Genomic DNA, 3960 nt, shown 5'->3' on the forward strand with positions numbered 1-3960 from the left:
CGGTCGGCGATGCGCTGGTGGCCGCAGGGCAGGCGAGCGAGATCGTCTACGAGAACAAGGGCGGCAAGGGCGGCATCATCGGGCTGGCCGAATTCGTGGAGAAATACCCGGATGCCCAGGATTCGGTGATGGTCGGCGGCTTCGTGATGGTCGGCTCGATCGCGCTGAACCGCCCGGCCATCACGCTGGCCAAGGTGAAGCCGGTCGCCCGCCTGACCAGCGAGGTGCTGGCGCTGGTGGTGCCGGCCGATTCGAAGTTCCAGACGATCAAGGATTTCCAGGCCGCGCTGGTGAAGAACATCGCCGAGGTGCCGCTGGCCGGCGGCGGGGCCGGCGGTGTCGACCACATGTGCGCCGCGCTGGTGGCGCGCGCGGCCGGGGCCGATCCGGGCAAGCTGGTCTATGTGCCGTCGAGCAGCGGGGCCGAAGTGATGCAGGCGCTGGCGGCCGGCAAGGTGGCGGCAGCGGTGTCGGGCTTCGGCGAGCTGAAATCGGGCATCTCGTCGGGCAAGCTGCGGGCGCTGGCGATCAGCTCGCGGCGCGGCCTGTTCGGCATCCCGTCGTTCCGCGAGCAGCGCCTCGACGTCGACCTGGCGAACTGGCGCGGCATCTTCGCGCCGGCCGGCATGTCCGATGCGCAGGTGGCCAACCTGCGCGCCTCGCTGCAGARGGCGACCCAGCACCCCAGCTGGCAAGCCGCGCTGGTGCGCAACGACTGGCAGCCCAGCTGGCAGGTGGGCACCGAGTTTGCCGAGTCGATGGAGCTCGACAAGGCGATGGCCGACGCCCTGGTCTACATCCTCAAGCTGAAGACGGCCTGATCAGGCGGGCCATCCCTGCATGTGGCGGATCGCGATCGCGCTCAGCGCGGCGATCCATTCATGCTGGTCGTTCAGGCACGGGATGTAGTTGAACTCCGCCCCCCCGGCCTCGAGGAACGCATCGCGCGCCTCCTGCGCGATCTCCTCCAGCGTCTCCAGGCAGTCGGCAGTGAAGCCGGGGCACATCACGTCGACGCGCTTGACGCCTTGCTTCGCCAGCCCGACCAGCGTCGGCTCGGTATAGGGCTGCAGCCATTCGGCCTTGCCGAAGCGGCTCTGGAAGGTCACGACCCATTGCTCGTCCTTCAGGTCGAGCCGCTGTGCCAGCAGGCGCCCGGTTTCCAGGCATTCGCCGCAGTACGGGTCGCCCAGGTCGCGCGTGCGGCGCGGCATGCCGTGGAAGCTCATCACCAGCTTGTCGGGCCGGCCGTGCGACATCCAGTGGTCCGACACGCGTTTGGCCAGCGCCGCGATGTAGGCCGGGTCGTCGTGGTAGCGGTTGACGAAGCGCAGCTCGGGCAGCGCGCGCACCCGCTGCGCCCACTGGTAGATCGCGTCGTTGACGCTGGCCGTCGTCGCCGCGCAGTACTGCGGGTACATCGGCAGCACCAGGATGCGGGTGGCGCCGGTGGCCTTCAGCGCGTCGAGTTCGCGGCCGATCGCCGGCGTGCCATAGCGCATCGCGAAGGCCACCTGCACCTTGTGGCCGCGCTCGCCGAGGTAGCCTGCCAGCAGCCTGGCCTGCTTCTGCGTCCACACCTTCAGCGGCGAGCCTTCGGGCAGCCACACCGTTGCGTACTTGGCCGCCGACTTCGCCGGCCGCACGCGCAGGATGACGCCGTGCAGGATCAGCCACCACAGCAGCTTCGGGATCTCGACGACGCGCGGGTCGCTGAGGAACTGCGCCAGGTAGCGGCGCACCGCCGGGGCGGTCGGGGCATCGGGGGTGCCCAGGTTGCACAGCAGGACGGCGGTGGCGGGGGCAGGGCGGGKGGGGGCGGGAGGTTCGGGGGCGAAGCGCATCGCCCGGATTATCGCGGCGGACTCAGCCGGCCAGTGAGCCGGCCAACGCGGGCGACTGCAGCAGCTGATCGATGTCGGCCACCACCGCGGCGATGTCGATCGGCTTGGTCCAGTAGCCGATGAAGCCGGCCTCGTAGGCGCGCCGCACGTCCTCGGGCATCGCGTCGGCCGAGCACATGTAGGCCGGGGCCGAGGCCAGGGCCGGCAGCTGGCGCAGCTGCTGCAGCACCTCGAAGCCGGTCATGCCCGGCAGGTGGGCGTCGAGCACCAGCACCTCGGGCTGCCAGTCGCGTGCGATCTCGAGCGCCTCCTCGCCGTCCTCGGCGATGCGCAGCTCGATGGCGCCGTGGTGCAGCCGCAGCGCCTCCTCGAACAGGATCGCGTTGATGCGGTTGTCCTCGACGTACATCATCCGCAGCGCGCCGCGCCGGGTGGCCGCGGGTGCGGCGGCGGGCTCGCACGGGTCGTCGGCCAGCGGCGCCAGGTCGGTGGCGGCGCCATCGGGATCGCAGGCCATGTCGAGCAGCACGCAGGTACCGTGGCCGAAGCGGCTCGTCACCTGCAGGTCGCCGCCGATCGCCTGCATCAGGCTGCGCGCGATGATCAGCCCGAGGCCGGTGCCCTCGATCGTCGAGGTCTCCTTGCCGAGCCGCTCGAAGGGCTGGAACAGCCGGCTCATCTGCTCGGGTGACAGGCCGCTGCCTTCGTCCTCGACCAGCAGCGTGAGCCGTTCGGCGGATGTCTGCCGCACGCTCCAGCGCACCATGCCGCCGGGGCGGTTGTACTTGACCGCGTTCGAGGCCACGTTCAGCAGCACCTGGCGCAGTCGCTGCGCATCGGCCCGCACGCGCAGCGGCGAGGGCAGCGCGTTCTCGAAGCGGATGCCGCGCGTGCGCGCCATCGGCGCCAGCAGGTCGATCGTGCGCGCGACCACGTCGTCGAGCGCCACCCGTCCCATGTCCAGTGTCAAGGCACCTTCCTCCACTTTCTGCAGGTCCAGCACGTCGTTGATCAGCGCCAGCAGGTGCTGCCCGGCGTCCAGCACGTGGTCGGCGTAATCGTGCACCTTGTCGAGGTCGACCTGGTCGGTGTTCATGCGCATCAGCTGCGAGAAGCCGATCACCGCATTCAGCGGCGTGCGCATCTCGTGGCTCATGCGCGACAGGAACTCGCTCTTCGCCCGGTTGGCCAGCTCGGCGGCCTGCTTGTCGCGCAGCGCCTGATCGGCCTGTTTGGTGCGCGTGATGTCGGAATGCGTGCCGACCACGCGGCGCGGGCTGCCGTCGGCGTGGCGCTCGACGATCTTGCCGCGGTCGAGCACCCACAGCCAGCGGCCGTCCTTGTGCTGCAGCCGGTGCTCGGTCTCGTAGACCTCGGTGTCGCCACGCCGGTAGGACTGGATGGCCCGCATCACGCGCGCCTTGTCGTCCGGGTGGATGCGGCGCGACCACTCCTGGATGGTGTTGCCGATCTCGTCCTCGCGGTAGCCGAGCATCTCCTTCCAGCGCGGCGAGTAGAACGCGAGGTTGCGGTCCTCGTCGAAGTCCCAGACGCCGTCGCCCGCGCCCTCGAGCGCGAACTTCCAGCGCTCCTCGGCCGCCTTCAGCGCCTGCTCGGCGGCACGCTGCTGCGTGATGTCGCGCGTGACGTACAGCACCCGCGCGCCGGCCATCGGCGACAGCCGCGCCTCGAAGCTGCCGGGACGCCCGCCCGCCGTCACCAGGTCGTATTCGAGGCACTGCACCGCGCCGGTCTGCAGCGCGCGGCGGATCGCGGGCAGCACCTGGTCGGCCAGTTCCTGCGTGACGCCCTGCACGAAGGGCCGGCCGCGCACGCTCTCCCAGCCGTGCACCATCAGCGGGTGCTTCGGGTCGCCGCATTCGAGGTAGCGCCCGTCCTCGTCGAGCACGAACCACAGGTCGGGCACGGCCGCCAGCACTGCGCCGAGCCGCGCCTGCGCCTCGTGCGCCTGCAGCTGCTGGCGCCCCAACTCCAGCTCGGCGCGCTTGCGGTCGGTGATGTCGAGCGCCAGGTGGACCAGGCTGCCGTCGCGCAGCCGGCGGTCGTTGACGATCAGCCAGCGGTCGCGCCAGCGCAGTTCGTGCTGGGCGCGCCC

The 3960-nt window shown here is 70.7% G+C and carries 3 protein-coding genes; 1 reads left to right on the plus strand and 2 read right to left on the minus strand.

Annotated elements, in window-relative coordinates; all coding sequences use genetic code 11:
• Positions 1-821: tripartite tricarboxylate transporter substrate-binding protein (locus AC1D01_RS23970; protein WP_477870794.1), on the plus strand; the 821-nt coding region annotated here is incomplete at its 5' end.
• Here AC1D01_RS23970 and hemH read toward each other — a convergent pair.
• Together hemH and AC1D01_RS23980 are read right to left on the minus strand one after the other, a co-directional pair.
• The gene (gene hemH, locus AC1D01_RS23975) at positions 822-1844 is read right to left on the minus strand and encodes a ferrochelatase (protein WP_477870796.1); all 1023 of its coding nucleotides are present in this window, start codon (positions 1842-1844) and stop codon (positions 822-824) included.
• A 22-nt stretch (positions 1845-1866) separates the two neighbouring features.
• A partial coding sequence (locus AC1D01_RS23980; RefSeq protein WP_477870798.1) for a PAS domain-containing hybrid sensor histidine kinase/response regulator occupies positions 1867-3960 on the minus strand: 2094 nt, incomplete at its 5' end.

The organism is Rhizobacter sp. P3_B12, from assembly GCF_056402895.1.